12 protein-coding genes are annotated in these 16,717 nt (G+C 70.1%); 2 read left to right on the forward strand and 10 right to left on the reverse strand.

The genetic code is table 11. The features are described from left to right. The first annotated feature begins 577 nt into the window (after positions 1-577). Positions 578-754: a hypothetical protein gene (locus tag ABZW60_RS41315; protein ID WP_355486146.1), complete on the forward strand. Its 177-nt coding sequence runs from the start codon at positions 578-580 to the stop codon at positions 752-754. Here the strand turns inward: ABZW60_RS41315 and ABZW60_RS41320 are convergent. The 3 genes from ABZW60_RS41320 to ABZW60_RS41330 all read right to left on the reverse strand — a co-directional run bounded on the left by ABZW60_RS41320 (position 747) and on the right by ABZW60_RS41330 (position 5,400). Further along, entirely contained in the window at positions 747-1,976 is a 1,230-nt protein-coding gene (locus ABZW60_RS41320; protein ID WP_355486147.1) for an ROK family transcriptional regulator, read from the reverse strand. The two genes, ABZW60_RS41315 and ABZW60_RS41320, sit on opposite strands and share 8 nt — an antisense overlap. A 164-nt stretch (positions 1,977-2,140) precedes the next feature. Next, on the reverse strand, positions 2,141-5,062 hold the full coding sequence (locus ABZW60_RS41325) for an AAA family ATPase (protein WP_355486148.1): 2,922 nt from the start codon (positions 5,060-5,062) through the stop codon (positions 2,141-2,143). Between the two features lie 50 nt (positions 5,063-5,112). Continuing rightward, entirely contained in the window at positions 5,113-5,400 is a 288-nt protein-coding gene (locus ABZW60_RS41330) for a LuxR C-terminal-related transcriptional regulator (protein WP_355486149.1), read from the reverse strand. A 198-nt stretch (positions 5,401-5,598) separates the two neighbouring features. On the opposite strand from ABZW60_RS41330, the gene ABZW60_RS41335 reads away from it, so the two are divergent. Further along, positions 5,599-7,059 (forward strand): NAD-dependent succinate-semialdehyde dehydrogenase, encoded by a 1,461-nt coding sequence (locus ABZW60_RS41335; RefSeq protein WP_355486150.1) that lies wholly within the window; start codon positions 5,599-5,601, stop codon positions 7,057-7,059. Between the two features lie 510 nt (positions 7,060-7,569). Here the strand turns inward: ABZW60_RS41335 and ABZW60_RS41340 are convergent. The 7 genes from ABZW60_RS41340 to ABZW60_RS41370 all read right to left on the reverse strand — a co-directional run bounded on the left by ABZW60_RS41340 (position 7,570) and on the right by ABZW60_RS41370 (position 16,704). Beyond that, positions 7,570-9,480 (reverse strand): DUF222 domain-containing protein, encoded by a 1,911-nt coding sequence (locus tag ABZW60_RS41340; RefSeq protein ID WP_355486151.1) that lies wholly within the window; start codon positions 9,478-9,480, stop codon positions 7,570-7,572. Positions 9,481-10,044: 564 nt separating this feature from the next. Beyond that, complete coding sequence (locus tag ABZW60_RS41345) at positions 10,045-10,782, reverse strand: polysaccharide deacetylase family protein (protein WP_355486152.1); 738 nt, start codon at positions 10,780-10,782, stop codon at positions 10,045-10,047. A gap of 129 nt (positions 10,783-10,911) precedes the next feature. After that, entirely contained in the window at positions 10,912-11,649 is a 738-nt protein-coding gene (locus ABZW60_RS41350; protein ID WP_355486153.1) for a 3D domain-containing protein, read from the reverse strand. 91 nt (positions 11,650-11,740) lie between these two features. Next, positions 11,741-14,185: a glycoside hydrolase family 2 protein gene (locus ABZW60_RS41355; protein WP_355486154.1), complete on the reverse strand. Its 2,445-nt coding sequence runs from the start codon at positions 14,183-14,185 to the stop codon at positions 11,741-11,743. Positions 14,186-14,258: 73 nt separating this feature from the next. Further along, the gene (locus ABZW60_RS41360) at positions 14,259-14,864 is read right to left on the reverse strand and encodes an SGNH/GDSL hydrolase family protein (protein ID WP_355486155.1); all 606 of its coding nucleotides are present in this window, start codon (positions 14,862-14,864) and stop codon (positions 14,259-14,261) included. Then, positions 14,861-15,958, reverse strand: a complete 1,098-nt coding sequence (locus ABZW60_RS41365) for a Gfo/Idh/MocA family oxidoreductase (RefSeq protein WP_355486156.1) — start codon at positions 15,956-15,958, stop codon at positions 14,861-14,863. Before ABZW60_RS41365 ends, ABZW60_RS41360 begins: the two co-directional genes overlap by 4 nt. Next, positions 15,955-16,704 carry a sugar phosphate isomerase/epimerase gene (locus ABZW60_RS41370; RefSeq protein WP_355486157.1) on the reverse strand — a complete coding sequence of 250 codons (750 nt, stop codon included), beginning with the start codon at positions 16,702-16,704 and terminating at the stop codon, positions 15,955-15,957. The genes ABZW60_RS41365 and ABZW60_RS41370 overlap by 4 nt, the downstream gene beginning before the upstream one ends. Between the last annotated feature and the right edge of the window lie 13 nt (positions 16,705-16,717).

Below are 16,717 nucleotides of genomic sequence, written 5' to 3' on the forward strand. Positions count from 1 at the left end.
TCCCAGGACAACCCCCAGGCCGCCAGCGCGATCAGCGCCTAACCAGACAACGACGAATCACCAGACCTCGTACACCACTTCACAGGACTTGACCCCGGCGTCAGCCGGAACTCCCGGCGTCAGCCGGAACCCGCCGGCGTCAGCCGGCAGCCCCGGCACTTCGCGGCGCCAGCCGGAACTCCCAGCGTCAGTCGGAACTCCCTGCGCTGGCCGGAGACTCTCCGGCGCCAGCTGGCAGTCCTGGCGTCAGCTGGAAGTGGATGCACCGCGTTAAGCGGGGGGAGCGCGCGGAGTGGGCGTGCCGCGGAGCGGAGCGGCGCGAGGGCGGCTGCGTCGTGCGCGTGGGGCGTTCCGCTGTCCCCGTCAGCAGACCCGAAGTACTTCCGTGAGGCGCCCCGCCTGGCGTACTCTCGGTCTACTGAAACAGTCGTAGCAGTAATTCTCTGTAGTGAGCGTGAACAATGAGTGAGCAGATACCGGCAAGTGTGCGGTGGCAGTGGTGGGTGGACGATCTGCAGGCGCGTTGGCGCCGGATTCATCGGCTGTATGTGAACCGCGCGTACGGCTGGCAAGCGCGATGATCGTCATCATCTGCGCGGCCTGCGACCGGCGGATGTTGCTGCCGATGAGCATGGTGACGGGCCTGGACCGCCGGGTCGATCTGGCGGGGCAGGTGGTGTACGAGCTCGCCTACACCTGCTGGTGCGGCGCGCCCGGTGCGAAGGTGGTGAAGGGGCCGACCCTGGCTAGGTAGTGCTTGTCATCGCCGGTGTCGGGAGCTTGCGCTGCCAGACCTCGTCGAGGGCCATGCGCATCGCCCCGGTCACCACCGCGTCCTCGGCCAGCGCGGACAGCTCCAGCTTGGGGTGGTTGAGAGTCAGCAGACGGAGCTGGTCCGAGATGGCGTCCAGCAGTACGGCGCCGGCGCGGGCGACACCGCCACCGATCACGACGGCCGTCGGGTCCAGCACCAGCACGGACGGGGCCAGCGCCCGCGCGAACGTCCGGGCGACCTGCTGTACGACGCCCTGCGCCACCGGGTCGCGCTCCGCCGCCGCGGCGAACACGTCAGCGGTGTCCAGCTGCTCGCCGCCGAGCTCGGCCAGTCGCGACTGCGGGTTGTCCAGCGCGGCCTGGCGACCCAGCGCCGCGATCGCCTCGGAGCCGACCGCCCGCTCCAACGGGCCGCGGCTGTCGTCGGGGTTGATCACGTCGTCGGTGTCGGTGGCGATGAAGCCGATCTCGCCGGCCGCGCCGGTGCCGCGGTGCAGCCGGCCGTCGATCACGATGCCCGCACCGAGGCGCTCACCCCACTGGACCGCGAGCAGCGTGCCGGTCCCGCCGCGCGCGGCGGCGATCGCCAGCGCGGCCAGGTTGGCGTCGTTGTCCAGCATGACCGGGCAGTCGAGCAGACCGCGGACGTGTTTGATCAGGTCGATCGCCGACCAGCCCGGCACACTCGGGACCAGCTGGACCCGGCCGGTGTGCTCGTCGACGATGCCCGGGCTCGCGGCGACGGCGGCGGCGATGTCCTCGGCCGGCACCTCGGCTTCCGCGAGCGCCTCGTTGATCACCTCGCCGATGACCCCGAGCAGCTCCTGCGCGGTCCAGCCGGGCCCGGAGCGTCGTACCAGCGCCAGCTTGCGACCGGCCAGGTCGGAGACGCCGACGGTGACCCGGTGCGGGCCGACGTCGAGTCCGAGCACCGGGGCGGCGCGCCCGCGCAGCGAGACGCGGATGGCCGGGCGACCGAGCGAGCGGTCGGCGGAGTCGGGGCCGTGCTGCTGCAGCCAGCCCGCGTCGAGCAGCTCGTCGACGGCCTGGGCGACCGTCGGCCTCGCCAGCCCGGTGCGCTCGACCAGTTCGGCGACGCGCAGCGGTGCGGGCGCGGATCGGCGGACCGCATCCAGGACCGAGGCGACATTGATGCGCCGCAGCATCGTCGTACCGCCGCCGCCGACCGTTCCCTTGCTCATGTCCGACCCCTTGCCTGCCACTCGCACAGTATAGATAGCGAGCGTTCGTAAATACTGTCCATTGAGCGCGCCGACTGGCGGATACCGGTGCGTGAGTCGACAACTATCACCCGAGAGGTCCCGGATCGTCCTGCACACGCATCCCTGCCCGGAATCGGCACTGCTCAGTCCTGAAGTACGCTCCGGGCCAAGCTGCTCAGTGCCTCGCGATCCGGCTGCTGTGTCTTCGTCAGCAGACTCGCCACGTGTTTCTCCACCGTGCGCGGCGAGATGTGCAGCCGGGCCGCGATCGCCTTGTTACCGATCCGGTCCGCGACTAATCGGCACACCTCGTACTCCCGCGCGGTGACACCCCGTTGCCGCAGGTACGCCGGAACGTGTTGGGACCCGCTCCGCCGCTGGGACACCGTCGCACCGAACTGCCGCAACAGGCCGCGGCACGCGCTCGCCACCGGCTGGATACCCGTGGTGTGGAAGTAGTCCTCGGCCTGCCGCAACCACGCGACCGGCTCGCCCCACCCGTCCGCGTGAGCGGGCTCCGCGACCAGCCGCAGGCCCAGCTGACCCGCCAGCGGGTAGAGCGACGCTGTGTCGACAGCCGCGAGCACTGCGGCGTTCGCGGCCTCTACTTGTCCCTCCCGTCCGAGCAGTACGGCGTGAGCCAGCTGCACGAACTGCTTGTTCCACCGCATCCCACTAGCGGCGGTTGCGGTCACCGTCTCGAACTGAGTCCAGCCGCTCCGGCCGGCGAGTACGTCGAGCAGCAGCGCCAGACCGTTCCTACCGACCAGGTGCAGCGTGGTCGGGTTCTGCGCGTCGTACGCGAGCCCCTGCGCCAAGTCGGACTCAGCCAGCTCACGGGCCTCTTCCAGCAGCGCACAGAACGTACGCGCCAGACCGTAGGAGTACGGCAGCTCGTACGACGCCCGCTCGCCGCCCCAGCTCGCAGCCTCGGCCAGGGCCGACTCCATGGCGGACCGGCGGCCCTGGTGCGCCTCCAAGATCGCCTTGGTGGCCAGGAAGTACGTCGCCGAGCGGCCCACCCGCAGTCGCCGCGTGACCTCGAGACACTCGCCGATGATCTCGGCCGCGCGCCCGTACTCGGACCGCAGAACCGCCTGCTGCCCCAGGATGCCGTCGACCTCGTACGCCAGCGGCATCGCACCGATCCGCAGCGCCTGCTGCCGGGCGCGCTCGAGTTCGCGGACGCTGCCGTCGGCCAGGCAGATCGTGCCGGCCTGGAAGATGTGCGAGCAGACGCGCTGGAACGTCAGCGAGTGGTCCTCGGCCAGCTGCCGGGCGCGGTGGAAGTAGGCGATCGACTGATCGAGGTCGTGCTCGCGCGCCAGGATCCCGAGCAGGTCGAGGGCCTCGCAGGCCACCTCGGGCAGCTTCGCGCGTTCGGCGGCCGCGGCGGCCCGGCCGGCCAGCGTGGCGGCGGCCTCGATCCGGTCGGGATTCGTCCGGGCCAGCTCGAGGTTCGCCGCGACGATGTCGACCGGTGCGAGGTCGGCATCGTCCGCGTCGGGGCCGAGCAGCGAGCGCGCGGTCGCCACGTGCGTCAGGGCGTCCGCCCAGCGGCCGGCCATCATCTCGGCGTTCGCGAGCTGGACGTGCAGCGCGGCCACTTTGCGGCTGTCGAGGTTACGGTCCGCGAGTTCGTCGACCGTCTCGGCGTGGGCGGTGATGTGCTCCAGCCGGCCGGTCGCGCTGAGCGCGAGCAGCAGCGAGCCGAGCACCTCGGCCCGGTCGACCACGTCGGCGTCGGCGAGCAGGGTGTTCGCGCGGTCGAGCAGGTTGACCGCCGAGCCGGTCGACCCGTCGTCGAACGACCGCCGCCCCGCCAGTGCGAACAGACGCCCGGCCCGCACACGGTCGCCGCCTCTCTCCGCGAGCTCCGCGACCATCGGGCACCACTCGCCGGGCAGTCCGGGATACAGCTCCTCGACCGCGTCCGCGCAGCGCCTGGCCAGCGCGGCCCGCTCGGTCGGCATCAGCCCGGTCACCAACGCGTCGGCGGTGAGCGGATGCCGGAACGCGTACCAGTCCGGCGCCGGTTCGTCCGGCTCGACCAGCTGCGCCGCCGTACCGGCCCGGAGCGTTGTCAGGAGCAACTGTTCGTCCGCCCCGGTGGCCTTGCGTACGACACTCAACGGGAACCGGTGCCCGATCACAGCGGCCAGGACGAGGACGTCCCGCGACTGCGGCCCGAGCTGCTCCGTCCGGCTGTTGACACTGCGCACCACTGCGTCCGGCACGTTCCTGTGCAGGTCATCGGCGACTCGTACGCCGCCGTCCGGACTTGGCACGAGCTGGCCGGAGCGAGACGCCTCCTGCAGCAGTTCCTCAACGATAAAAGGGACTCCGGCGCTGTCGTGCCACAGCTGATCGACAAGTCGCTCCGGTACGCCGCTGACCGGGACCTCAAGGCAACCTGCGGCGAGCTCAGCGACCTCGCTGCGCCCCAAAGGCGAGAGGGCGACCAGTGCGGCCGTGCCACGCTGTGCCGAGGAGGTGGCCAGTTCGTACGCCGGACAGGCCTCGGCCCGCGTCGTCGCGACCAGGGCGATCGGCTGCCCGTCCAGGTTGTCGAGCAGGTACTCAACGACAGCCAGGGTCTCTGGATCGGCGCCGTGGAGGTCTTCCAGCACCAGCAGACAGCCGCGGCCCGCCCCCGCGAGGGCGAGGAGTCGCAGCACGGCCTCGCCGAGCAGGACCGGTGACGCCGAGGTGTCGTGCGACGTACCGTCGTCCCAGTCCGGGACCAGGCGCCCCAGGACCGCCCGGTACGGGCCGAGAGCCTCGACAGCGGGCATCTCGCCGTGCCGCACCAACGACAGCAACGCCTCGGTGAACGGCCGGAACGCGACCATCGTGCCGATCGCCCCGACGCGGCCGCGCAGGACCGCCATGCCGCCGTCGAGCGCGAGCGAGGTCGCCGTCGCAGCCAGCCGGCTCTTGCCGATCCCGGGCTCCCCGACCAGGAAGACCGTGCCGCCATGCCCGCCGCGAGCTCCGGTCAGCAGCCGGTGAAGACCGTCGATCTCCCGGTCTCGGCCGACCACCGCGGGCGAACGGGGCTGCATGGCAGCCAACTGTAACGACGGCCCGTCACCGCCGCAGGTCCAGACATGACTCAGCCGTAGCGGCGGGTCAGCAGGCAGCCGGCCTGGAAGCGGGACCTGGCGCCGAGTGTGGCCACCATCGCGCTGATCTCGGACCGCACGGTCCGCAATGACAGGCCGAGTTCACGCGCGACCGCCGCGTCCTTCAGACCGGTCGCGAGCAGCCGGCCGATCGCGATCTGACGACTGGTGAGGTCGTCGTGGCGCTCGGGCGGTTCCCGTCGGAGCGTGCCTAGCTCGTACACCTCGCAGGTGGTCTCCGCCGCAAGATCGTCCCGGCGCACCGCTGAGTTGAGCACGCCGACAGGTTGCCAGCAGGGCCGCCGCCGCGCATGGGGGACCGGCCCCCACATTTGTGCGGGCGCCGCCGGGACTCAGGCCGTGGCCGCTGCTACTCGGCCACGGAGTGAGCTCTCGGCTGTGGCGAGCGTACCTCTCGGGGCGTTCATGCGGAGCGCCTAATCTGGGTACTGCCCGACTAGTCGAAAGGCAGGCTCATGTCACGAGAGCGGGAAGTCGTCGAGGCTTGTCCGGCCGAGCTGTTCATCGGCGGAAAGTGGGTGGCGGCCGAGGGCGGCAAGACCCTCACCGTCGAGGACCCGTCCACGGGTACGGCGCTCTGCGACGTGGCCGACGCGAGTCCGGCCGACGGCAAGGCCGCGCTGGACGCCGCCGTGGCCGCCCAGGCCGAATGGGCCGCGACGCCGCCGCGGGACCGCGGCGAGATCCTGCGCCGGACCTATGAGCTGATGACCGAGCGGGCCGACGACCTCGCGTTGCTGATGACGCTCGAGATGGGCAAGCCGGTCGCCGAGTCCAAGGGCGAGATCGCCTACGCGGCCGAGTTCTTCCGCTGGTTCGCCGAGGAGGCGGTCCGGATCGACGGCGGGTACCAGATCGCGCCGAACGGCTCCGGGCGGTTCCTGGTGATGCGCCAGCCGGTGGGGCCGTGCCTGCTGATCACGCCGTGGAACTTCCCGGCGGCGATGGGCGCCCGCAAGATCGGCCCGGCGGTCGCTGCGGGCTGCACGATGGTGATCAAGCCGGCCGCGCAGACGCCGCTGTCGATGCTCAAGCTGGCCGAGCTGATGACCGAGGCCGGGCTCCCGGCCGGCGTACTCAACGTCGTCACCACGCACGACGCGGGCGGCGTGATGGAGCCGCTGATCCGCGACGGGCGCGCTCGCAAGCTCTCGTTCACCGGGTCGACCGCGATCGGGCGGAAGCTGCTCGAGCAGGCCTCCGAGCAGGTGCTGCGGACCAGCATGGAACTCGGCGGGAACGCGCCGCTGCTGGTGTTCGAGGACGCCGACCTCGACAAGGCCGTCGACGGCGCGATGCTGGCCAAGATGCGCAACGGCGGCGAGGCCTGTACGGCGGCCAACCGGATCTACGTGCAGTCGTCGGTGATGAGCGAGTTCGCGACCCGGATGACCGAGCGGATGTCGCGGCTGAAGGTCGGCCGCGGCACCGAGAACGGCGTCGACGTCGGCCCGCTGATCGACGGCAAGCAGCGCGACAAGGTCGCCGACCTGGTCGCCGACGCGATCGCGCAGGGGGCTCGCGCGCTGACCGGCGGGGCGGTTGCTGAGGGCAACGGGTACTTCTTCCAGCCGACGGTGCTGGCCGACGTACCGCGGAGTGCGCGGTTGCAGCGGGAGGAGATCTTCGGGCCGGTCGCGCCGCTGACCGCCTTCGAGACCGAGGATGACGCGGTGCGGATGGCGAACGACACGGAGTTCGGACTGGTGTCCTACCTGTTCACCAAGGACCTGAGCCGAGCTCTCCGCGTCTCCGAACGCCTCGAAGCAGGAATGATCGGCCTCAACCAAGGCATCGTCTCCAACCCCGCGGCTCCTTTCGGCGGAGTCAAACAATCAGGCCTCGGCCGCGAAGGCGGATCGGTCGGCATCGACGAATACCTGGAAACCAAGTACGTCGCAGTCAACATCGACTGAGCTGAAAGCGCAGACGATCAGGAAGAAGGGGCCCTCAAAGGGCTCGAGTTGGCCTCTCAGGCAGGAGATGAGAGGGGTGACCTTCTTCGACGGTCAGCCGCAGGCTTCGACGGTCTGCCGCAGGTCTGACTGCGTGACCTGAGCTCCACCCTGCTCGTACGCAGCCCCGTCACTGCCCGACCACGCCGGCAGCCCGGTTCCGCCCTCGTAGACAGCCGAGGTCAGCCTTCGTGGCGGCCTCGTTCCGCCCCCGCGGCGCGCCGGCTCCGTGTCCACCGCGAGCGGCGGAGGACAGACGCCGGCCAGGAGACACGGGTGCGGCAGGCAAGGCATGACGTGTGAGGCGGCCGTGCGCGAGCGGGTAGGTGTCCTCATCGGTTCGGTGTGGGCGACAGGACGAGCCGCCCGCTGCCGGAGGCGGCTAGAAGGATTCCACCGTCTCCCGCCCCCGGAGCACAACAACCTCCTGCCCGCAGGTCTGCGAGCAGGGGGCCGTCGTGTTGTCCTGCCTCAGCCGGTGGCTGCAAAGTCGGCCGCTTGCCGGAGCACAGCCACGTCGGCCCGCCACCGCGAACGATCGGCGCTGCTCCCCACCCCGACGCCCTCAGCCGCCCGCAGGGCGACCTCGGTGACCTCGGTGGGTTCGGTGACCTCGGTGACCTCGGTGACCTCGGTGACCTCGGTGACCTCGGTGACCTCGGTGACCTCGGTGGGTTCGGCGGGTTCGGTGGGCTCGGCCCCTCGCGAGCCCGTCCCGCCGCCGCCCGGCTCGGCGCGCGGAGGTGCCGTTTCGCGTGGCTGGGCGTCCGACGATGCCGTACGGCGTGGCTGGGCGTCCGGCCATGCCGTACGTCGTGACTGAGCCTCCGGTGCAGTACGACGTGGCTCGGCCCCTTGGGACGCCGTGCCGGGTGGCTGGCTGTTCTGCGGTGCCGTACGGCGGGGCTGGGTGTCCGGCGGTGCCGTACGGCGTGGCCGCGCGTCCGGCGGTTCCGTACGGCGTGGCTGGGTGTCCGGTGGGGTCGAGCGTTGTGCTGGGGTGACGGTTGGTGGGGGTTCTGCCCAGGTGGGGCGGGTGACGTGGACGGCGCCGTCGAGGATGGTGATGTGCCAGTGGCCGGCGTGGACGTCGGTGTGGTGGCGGCGACACAGCAGGGCCAGGTTGGAGATCTTGGTGTCGCCGCCGTCGATCCAGGAGATCAGGTGGTGGGCGTCGCACATGATCGGCGGCGCCCCGCAGACCACGCAGCCGCGGTCGCGGGCGTCCAGGGCGCGCCGCATCGCCTTGGTGACCAGCCGCTCGCGGCGCCCGACATCCAGCGGCTCGGAGTTCGAGCCCAGCACCAGCGGGATCACGTTCGCGTCACAGGCCAGCCGCCGGATCGTGGCCGCCGACAGCCCACCGCTGTAGACGGTCCGCCCGATCACGTCCGCGGTCGCGGCCTTCAGGTCCTCGAGATCGATCGTGACGGTGATGGTCGCCTTCGCCCCGTACCCGGCCACCTGACCATTCCTCGCCACGCTGCCGGCACTGCCCGTGCTGCCCACGCTGCCCGTAATAGCCGCGGTGGTCGTGGCTGCTGCTGTGGGTGCGGTGGGTGTGGTGGGTCGCGTGGTGTCCCATGCGGCGGCGGCGATGCTGAGGGCGGTGGACAGCGCGTCGGCCTGGCGCTTGTCGCGGGGGCGGGGGTCGGGTTCGCCGTCGATGGTCTTGTGCGGGCGGGCGCCGGCGTGGACGACGGCGCGCAGCAGTTCGGCGTTCTCGTTGGCCAAGAACCCGGTGAGCTTCACCCCGTTGTCCGCGGCTGACAGTGTCAGGGACTCCCGGGCGTAGGCCTTGTGTTCTTCGGGTTCGGGGCCGTCGGAGTCCAGCAGGTCGGCGATCTCCTTGGCGGCGGTTCGCAGTTCGCCGGGTGACAGGTGGCCGGCCAGCCCGACCAGTTGTTCCGCGGCCGCGTCCAGGTGCTCCACCGGGACCCGCGACCGGACCCGGTCGAGTCCGAACACGATCGCGGCCGCCTGCGCCGGACGCAGCAACCATCCAGCCCCAGCCCCGCCGTCCGCCGCTCCGTCCGCCGCGTCGGTGCCGTCGGTGGCGATTGTGCCGGCGTCGGGTACGTCGGACGTCGCGCTGGAGGCGGTCTGCTCGAGGGCGGTGGACACGGCCGGGTAGTGGGTGGCGGTTTGGGTGAGGCGGAGGGTGCGGCGGGCAGTTGGTGCGTCGAGGCGGTAGCGGAAGCGCAGGAGTTCGGCGGTGTCGCGGGCTCCGAGTTCTTCGGCGTAGCCGGTGGTTTCGATGGCGGCGATGACGCTCAGCCGGTAGGACTCCAGGCGGGCGAGCTCGGACTCGAGCGTGTCGAGGGTGGACAGCAGTTCGCTGCCACTCATCGACCACGCCGGCCGTTCGCCCAGAGGTTCCATGTCCTCGACTCTAGACGGTGCCACCGACAGTTTCCGAGCCGGAATCCCCTTATTTTGTGGGCTTTTCGTGGGCCCACACCAGCAAACACCCCAGCAAACCTTTGCACCCGCTCCGGCCACACACCAACGCAGCCACGCTCGGCACTCCAGTCGGTCTGTCGGAACGGACACCGACCCGGCACGGGAGGAGGCTTGCATGTTCCGACCTTGCTGAGCTCTTGCTGGAGCAGTTCCGTGGCTGTCTGCGCGACCGCTCAGCAACACCTTCCTCACGTTCTACCGGAGGACCGACCCGGGCCAGCCCGGCACGGGGGCGGCCATGCAAACCGCACCTGCATGCCGAGGCGGCCACGCATCCAGCCACTCTGTCTTCTCTCTGTTCTTCCTCGAGGCTTATTCAGAAGGCACCCGGGCGCGTGGCTGGGTTCGGCTCGCCGGCGACAGTCAGGCGTTCATCGGCTCTCTGTCGGCAGCCTGAGTGGCAGTGACTGCTGGGGCGAGTAGGCACTCAACTGCCTCGCTATTTTTCTGTTCTTCTTGTTATTGAGGCGTCAGTTTGCTGGGTCAGCCTTTGGTCAGTTGGGTGACGGTGACCAGTTCGTAGCCTCGTGCTCGAAGTTCGTGGACTATCGGGCCGACGGCTTGGGCGGTGTAGGGCGCGTTGTCGCCGCCGTGCATGTGGAGTACTACGATCGAGCCGTTCTGGGCGTGGTCCAGGACCTGTTTGATGATCGGCTGGGGGGACTTGGCGAAGCCGTCCGCGCCCGGTACGTCCAGGCCAACGGCTGTCACGCCGGCGGGGGCCAGCTCGTGTAGTGCGGTGGCGTCGTAGCAGCCGCCGGGGAAGCGGAACCACCTTGTGGCGTGGGGATCCAGCTGGTCCAGCTGCACGACCGCCCGCCGTACGTCGGCCAGCATCTGTGCGCGTGGCACGGTCCCCAGCGTGTAGCAATGCCTCGTGAAACCGCGGTGGTCGTACGTATGCGTCCCCAGCTCGAACAGCGGGTCGTTGGCGAGCTCCTTGACCACCTGCGGATACTGCTCCATCCACATCCCTGTCAGGAACATGGTCGCCGGAACATGCAGCGCCCGCAGCTCGTCGATCAGAGCCTTGTTGTAGTACGACTTGACCTGCCCTGACACCAGCCGTTTCCGCATCAGCGCGGTCAGGTCGGCGTCGAACGTCAACGCGATCCGCTTCTTGTCGCGCGGCCCGTGGTCGAGCACTGGCATCAGCTTGACGTTGCCCGAGGCACCCGGCTTGGCCTGCACCGGCGCGAGCGTCGGGCGGACCGTACGCACCGATGCAATAGGAGCGCGCGTCTGTGGTGTCTCAGTGACGACTCCGGCCGTCGGTGTGATGTCGGTGCATCCAGCAACGGTCAACAGCAACGCACCGACTGCAACGCGTTTCCCCCAGGTCACAAAGGATCATTCTACGGTCAAGGTGAGGCGCTGGATGCCCCAGTTGTCCGCGTCCGGCCCCGGTGGGAACCAGACGTCGACGATGTCGTCCTTGATCCAGCTGCCGATGTCAGCCGCGTAGCAGTGGCCGTACCCCGGGACGTACAGCCGCGTGCCCCACGGAATGATCCGGGCGTCGACAGCGCAGATGCCCGTGCCGGCGTTGTAGCCAAGAGCGGTCTGTGCGACGTCGTTGTACGCCGACACGCGGTAGTTCAGCGTCGTCCCAGCCGGCACCCGGTACGCCGCCAGCCGGTTCAAACCGTCCAACCGGTACGACGTGCTGATCTGGCCGATCGACGACGCCGCCGTGTCTTCTGCCGTCATCGCGTACACCTGGTAGTGCGCGCCGTCGCACGGGCTCACGTCAGTGACCTGCAGCGTCGGCTGACCCCAGTCGCTGATCCACTGCAGCGCCTGCCCGTTCCGGAACGCCCGGTACGCCTTCGCGCCGGCCACCCGGTTGAACGTGAACGTCACCTTCCCGTCCGCGCCGAGACCGCCGCTGATCCCGCTCGGAGCGGGCAGCCGGCCGCTGACGTCGTACGGCGGCGCTGTCGTCCCGTTGCCGTGCCCGCCGGAGACCGGCCGGTCTGGGATCGGCCCTGTGTAGAAGTGCTGACAGGCCGGCAAGGCCGCGGACGCGGTGGCCGGAACGGCGAGCAGGGAAGCAAAACTCAGCAGGACGACGGCGAGAGCGCGCATGACGACAAGACCTCCGAGGTGGGGCGGGACCAAGGGGTTTCACCCCCAAGTAGCGGTCCCGCCGCACCATTAGTCAAGGTCTCGACGTAAGTCAGTTCCGCAGATCGTTCACCGAGCGCAGCACCGGTACGGCGATCTCGGCCGGAGCGGCGGTGCCGGTGACGTGGAACGTGTGGGTCTCGCCCGCGGACAGGGTGACGAGGCACGAGTCGACCCGCGCCGCCGCGTCCAGCCGGTCCGGGAACAGCGCCAGGTCCTTCGCCAGCGCCGTCGCCGTGACCGTCACGTCGTACCCGCCCTCGGTCGGCGTGACCGCCGCCGTGTAAGCGTCACCCGCGAGCTGCAGCTCGGTGTCCTCGACGAAGTACCAGTGCGCCGTGACACCGTCCGCCCCGCGCACCTCGAGGTACTCGGCGGTGGGATCGGCCGCGACCGCGACCGACTCCGGAAGGTCGTTGACGACCGCGGAGCGAGCTGCGATCTCGATCGCGAACGTCTCCTGGGCCAGCACCTCGGCACCCCGCGTCGACCGCCGGCTGACGGTCACCTCGGTCGACCATGCCACGTCCGTGTCGTTGTGCGCGGCAACTACCAGACCGTCTCCCCGCGGCTGCACGGTCAGCAGCCGGTCGGCGTACACGCGCTTCAACGCGTACCACAACGGCTTGCGGATCCCGTGCCCGTCGACGGCCGCCCAGGAAACCACTGGCCAGTTGTCGTTCAGCTGCCAGACGACCGCACCGGTGTTCAACGGGAACAGCGACCGGAAATGCTCGATGCCGTAGGCAACGGCGCGCGCCTGGTTGAGCTGCGTCGTCCAGTGCCAGTCGTCGATGTCCTTCCATGCCGGAAGGTGGTCGCCGAGTCCGCGCTCCAGCTTGAGGTTGCCCTCGAACGCCTTCTGGTGCACCAGCATCTGCGAACCGTACGGATCCAGCGGCGAGTCGTGCACCACCGAGGTCAACGTCGACCACGCCGGCGGACCCTGGAACCCGAACTCCGACACGAACCGCGGCTTGTACTTGCGGTACGTCGTGTAGTCCACCTGGTTCCACACGTCCCAGATGTGCATCGTGCCGTGCCGGTCGTCGTTCGGGTGGATGAACTGGTCGAACGAGTACGGGCTGCCGGCCGAGTACGGCGTCCGCGGGTCGAGCTCCGCGACGATGCGGGGCAGCAGGTCGAGGTAGTACCCCGCGCCCCACGGCCGCCCGGCCAGCGGGACCCGCCAGCCCCACTCGACGTACCCCCAGATGTTCTCGTTGTTGCCGTTCCAGACCGCGAGGCTGGCGTGCCGGCTGAGGCGCGTGACGGCCTCGCGTGCCTCCGCCTCGACCTCGCTGCGCAGCGGCTCGTCCTCGGAGTACGCCGCGCACGCGAACAGGAAGTCCTGCCAGACCAGGATCCCGAGCTCGTCGCAGACGTCGTAGAAGTCCTCGCTCTCGTAGATCCCGCCGCCCCAGACGCGCAGCAGGTTCATGCCGGCGTCGACCGCGTCCTCGACGCTGGTGCGGTACGTGTCCGCGTTCAGCCGGGTGACGAAGGCGTCGTCGGGGATCCAGTTCGCGCCGCGGACGTAGATCGGCTTACCGTTCACGGACAGCACGAACGGCGTCCCGTCGTTGTCCGGGGCAACATTCACGGTGACGTTCCGGAAGCCGACGCGGCCGTGCCAGTCGTCGTCGTTCAGCGTCACGGTCACGTCGTACAGCGGCTGGTCGCCGTACCCGCGCGGCCACCAGACGTCGACCGCGTCGACGGTGCTGACGAGCTCGACGGTGTCGGTGCCGGGCTTGACGGTCGCCGACTGCTGGGTGCCGGCGACCTCGACCGTCACCGTCGCGTCGTCGGCCGCCGTATCGGTCCACGCCAGCTCGACGTGCGTGGTCAGTACGCCGCGGTCACTCTCGACACCCGCGAGCGGCCGGACCGCGGCGATCCGGACGCCGGACCAGGACTCGATCCGGATCGGGCGCCAGATGCCGGCCGTGGCGACGTCCGGGCCCCAGTCCCAGCCGAAGTTCGACGCCATCTTCCGCAGCTCGTTGTACGGGTGCAGGTTGGTGTGCGGCCAGCTGCCGACCTTCGCCCGCTCCGCCTCGGCGGCCGTCACCGGGCCCTCGAACTCGACCACCAGCTCGTTGTCGCCGGCGACCAGCACCCCGGTGACGTCGAACCGGTACGAGCGGTGCTGGTTCGCGGTCCGGCCGAGTTCCTGGCCGTTCAGCGTCACCGTCGCGACCGTGTCCAGCCCCTCGGCCACCAGCTCCTGCCGGTCGTTGCCGTCCGCAACCCAGGAAAACGTGTTCTGGAACCTCCAGCGGGTGCGGCCGATCCAGTGCAGCATCGACTCGTTGTCGCCGTCGAACGGGTCCGGGATCTCGCCGGCCGCGAGCAGGTCGGTGTGGACCTCGCCCGGCACGGTCGCGGGCACGGCGCGGCCGATCAGGCCGTCGGGCGCCGGCCCCTCGACGGCGTGCACGGTCCAGGCAGCACCGCCGTCGGTGGTCAGGTCGAAGGTCTTGAGTGATGTCACAGTCGGGCTCCAGGGGATAAACCGGTTTAGTAGAACCGCACTGCTCCGCACCAGGCATGCGGAGCAGTCGACGTCAGGTGTCCAGGACGTACCGTCGCCACAGATCGGCGAGGGCGCGGTGTCCGGCTGCGGAAGGGTGCACGCCGTCGCCGGCCAGCGCGGCGGCGCCGACGGACAAGGCCTGCTTCGTCAGCTCGACGTCGGTGGGGACCAGGATCGCGCCGTACTCGACGGCGAGCTTCCGGACCACCTCGAGCTTCGGGTCGAGGTCCTCCCGCCACTCCTCCTGCCCGTCCTTGACCGGCAGCAGGAACGGCTCCATCAGGACCACGGGGCACGACAGCGGGTCGAGCAGCGCCCGGTACGACGCCTCGAAGTCCTCGGGGGTCGTCGGGTCGTTCTCGTCGTACCGCCGCCAGGTGTCGTTGATCCCGATCAGGATCGACACCAGCGACGGGTCGTGGGCCAGCACGTCGGCGGACCACCGGGCGGCCAGGTCGGCCGCCCGGTTCCCGCTGATCCCGGCGTTGACGATCGTCGGCCGGCGTTCGCCGAGATCGTCCGACAGCGCGCGGACATAGCCGTCGCCGAGCCCTGCCGGGTCGGTACGGCGGCCGCAGTCGGTGACCGAGTCCCCGGCGAACACGATCGTCCGCCGGGGATCCAGAAGGATGGTCACAGGGTGGCCGCCGTCACGTCCCAGTCGTCGGGCAGGATCGCGGCGACCTCGACCGTGCTCTTCACGTCCACGAACGCGCCGGTGTCGATCGAGTCGGTGATGGAGGCCATCACGTCGACGATGTGGAACGCCAGCGCGCCGGTCGCCCGGTGCGGCCGGTCGGCCCGGATGGCGCGGGCCATCTCGAGCACACCGGTGCCGCGCTGCGCGACCGCCTTCGTGTCGGCGACGGTCTCCCAGTCCTCCGCGCCGCGCCGCCGGATCTTGATCGCACCGTCGAACCCGTTCGGGTCCGGTACGGCCAGCGTCGCGTCCGTGCCGGTGATCTCGACGAACCCGGCCCGCGGCAGCGGCGAGTCGAAGCTGAAGATGCTCTGCGACGACTGCCCCGACTCGAACTTCGCGATCGCGCTGACATGTGTCGGCACGGTGACGTCGAAGTCGGTCCCCGCCAGCGGACCGGAGCCGATCGTGCGCTTGTCCCGCGACTTCGAGCCGATCCCCGCCACGGCGGCGACCGGACCGAAGAGCTGGACGAGCGTGGTCAGGTAGTACGGGCCGATGTCCCACAGCGGACCCGCGCCCGCCTGGAAGAGGAACGCCGGGTTCGGGTGCCAGGACTCCGGACCGGGGGACTGCATCAGGGTGAGCGCGGTCAGCGGCGTACCGATGTCACCGCGCTCGATGATCCGCCGGGACTCCTGCAGCCCCGGGCCCAGGATGGTGTCCGGGGCGCAGCCGAGCCGCAGGCCCGCGTCCTGCGCCGTCGCCAGCAGCTTCAGGCCGCTCTCCTGGTCCAGCGAGAACGGCTTCTCGCTCCAGACGTGCTTGCCGGCGGCCACCGCGGCCAGCGCCACCTCGACGTGCGCGATCGGGATGGTCAGGTTGACCACGATCTCGACGTCGGCGTTGTTCAGCACCGCCTCGGGACCCCCGTGGGCCTCGATACCGTACTGCTCGGCCTTCTCCTTGGCGGCTTCCGGCCGGAGGTCGCCGATCGCGACGACCTTCAGGTCCGGGAAGCTCTGCATGCTCTTGATGTACGCGTCCGAGATCACCCCGGCGCCGATGATGCCCACGCCGACAGCGGTCATTGCGGTGCGCCCTCTCCGGTGAGGAAGGCGTAGCTGCCCTCGACCGCGTCGAAGATCTCGCCCGAGAAGTCGTCCAGCTCGACGACGCGCAGGGCCTGCGGCGCCGCGGCCAGGATGTCCCGGACCGCGATGGTGCCGTCGCCGACCGCGACCTGGGCCTTGTTGTTCAGGGTCCCGTCGCCGTCCTTGACGTGGATCGCGGTCACCCGCTCGCCGAACTTCTTCAGCAGCGCCGGTACGTCGGCGCCGCCGACCGCGGCCCAGTACGTGTCGACCTCGAGGATCACCTCGTCGGACAGGTTGTCCGCGAGGATCTCCAGCGCGTGCGCGCCGCCGATCGTCGACTCGAGCTCGAACTGGTGGTTGTGGTAGCCGACCGTGATGCCGAGGTCGGCGGCGACCTTCGCGGCCTCGTTCAGGCCCTGGGCGATCGCCTTGACGTCGTCCGCGGCCTGCCAGCGGGCCGGGTCGGTGTGCGGGTCGATCACCGTGGTGATGCCGAGCCGCTGCGCCGCGGCCAGGATCGGGGCGCTGTCCTCGCGGAGCAGGCCGGCGTGCGTGGTCGGGGCCGAGAGTCCGTGCTTGGGCAGCGCCTCGGCCAGACGGTCCGCGAAGGCGGTCACACCGAAGGGTTCGACCTTGGTGTAGCCGATCTCCGCGATGCGAGCCAGGGTGCCGTCGAAGTCCTCTTCGAGCTTGCCCCGGACCGTGTACAGCTGGAGGGACAGGTGGTCCTTTGCGACCATGGTTTCTCCTTGT

Origin of the sequence: Kribbella sp. NPDC003557 (assembly GCF_040610805.1) — a bacterium.
GTDB lineage: Bacteria > Actinomycetota > Actinomycetes > Propionibacteriales > Kribbellaceae > Kribbella.

What these genes read in the sequence shown, in the direction of transcription:
- ABZW60_RS41370 (WP_355486157.1), bottom strand. Translation starts at nt 16,704, where the DNA reads ATGGTCGCAAAGGACCACCTGTCCCTCCAGCTGTACACGGTCCGGGGC.
- ABZW60_RS41340 (WP_355486151.1), bottom strand. Translation starts at nt 9,480, where the DNA reads ATGGAACCTCTGGGCGAACGGCCGGCGTGGTCGATGAGTGGCAGCGAA.
- ABZW60_RS41365 (WP_355486156.1), bottom strand. Translation starts at nt 15,958, where the DNA reads ATGACCGCTGTCGGCGTGGGCATCATCGGCGCCGGGGTGATCTCGGAC.
- ABZW60_RS41335 (WP_355486150.1), top strand. Translation starts at nt 5,599, where the DNA reads ATGTCACGAGAGCGGGAAGTCGTCGAGGCTTGTCCGGCCGAGCTGTTC.
- ABZW60_RS41350 (WP_355486153.1), bottom strand. Translation starts at nt 11,649, where the DNA reads ATGCGCGCTCTCGCCGTCGTCCTGCTGAGTTTTGCTTCCCTGCTCGCC.
- ABZW60_RS41325 (WP_355486148.1), bottom strand. Translation starts at nt 5,062, where the DNA reads ATGCAGCCCCGTTCGCCCGCGGTGGTCGGCCGAGACCGGGAGATCGAC.
- ABZW60_RS41320 (WP_355486147.1), bottom strand. Translation starts at nt 1,976, where the DNA reads ATGAGCAAGGGAACGGTCGGCGGCGGCGGTACGACGATGCTGCGGCGC.
- ABZW60_RS41315 (WP_355486146.1), top strand. Translation starts at nt 578, where the DNA reads ATGATCGTCATCATCTGCGCGGCCTGCGACCGGCGGATGTTGCTGCCG.